Source organism: Streptomyces sp. SID9727 (assembly GCF_010550605.1).
In the GTDB taxonomy this organism is placed as follows: domain Bacteria; phylum Actinomycetota; class Actinomycetes; order Streptomycetales; family Streptomycetaceae; genus Streptomyces.
Genome location: NZ_JAAGNI010000434.1, coordinates 1 through 208, shown reverse-complemented (window position 1 = coordinate 208; position 208 = coordinate 1). Strand labels below are relative to the sequence as shown.

The window sequence follows — 208 nt, the reverse complement described above, 5'->3', positions numbered from 1 at the left end:
CCGCCGCGATCCGGGAGGCCGAACGCGACGCCGCCCCCGCCCTCGCCGCCCGCGCGAGCGCCGCAGCCGATCTCGTACGGGCCCTGCACACCGCCGCCGAGGCGGGCGAGAGCCGGGCCAACGAGGAGGAGGAGCGCTCCGACACCCTGCAGAGCGCCGGCGAGGCCGCGCACCGGGACGCCACCACCGCCGCCACCGAGGCCCAGCG

1 protein-coding gene is annotated in these 208 nt (G+C 80.8%); it reads left to right on the top strand.

Features of this window, described 5'->3' with window-relative positions; all coding sequences use genetic code 11:
- Positions 1-208 (top strand): hypothetical protein (locus tag G3I41_RS29685; protein WP_164403589.1); only part of this gene is annotated, 208 nt, incomplete at both ends.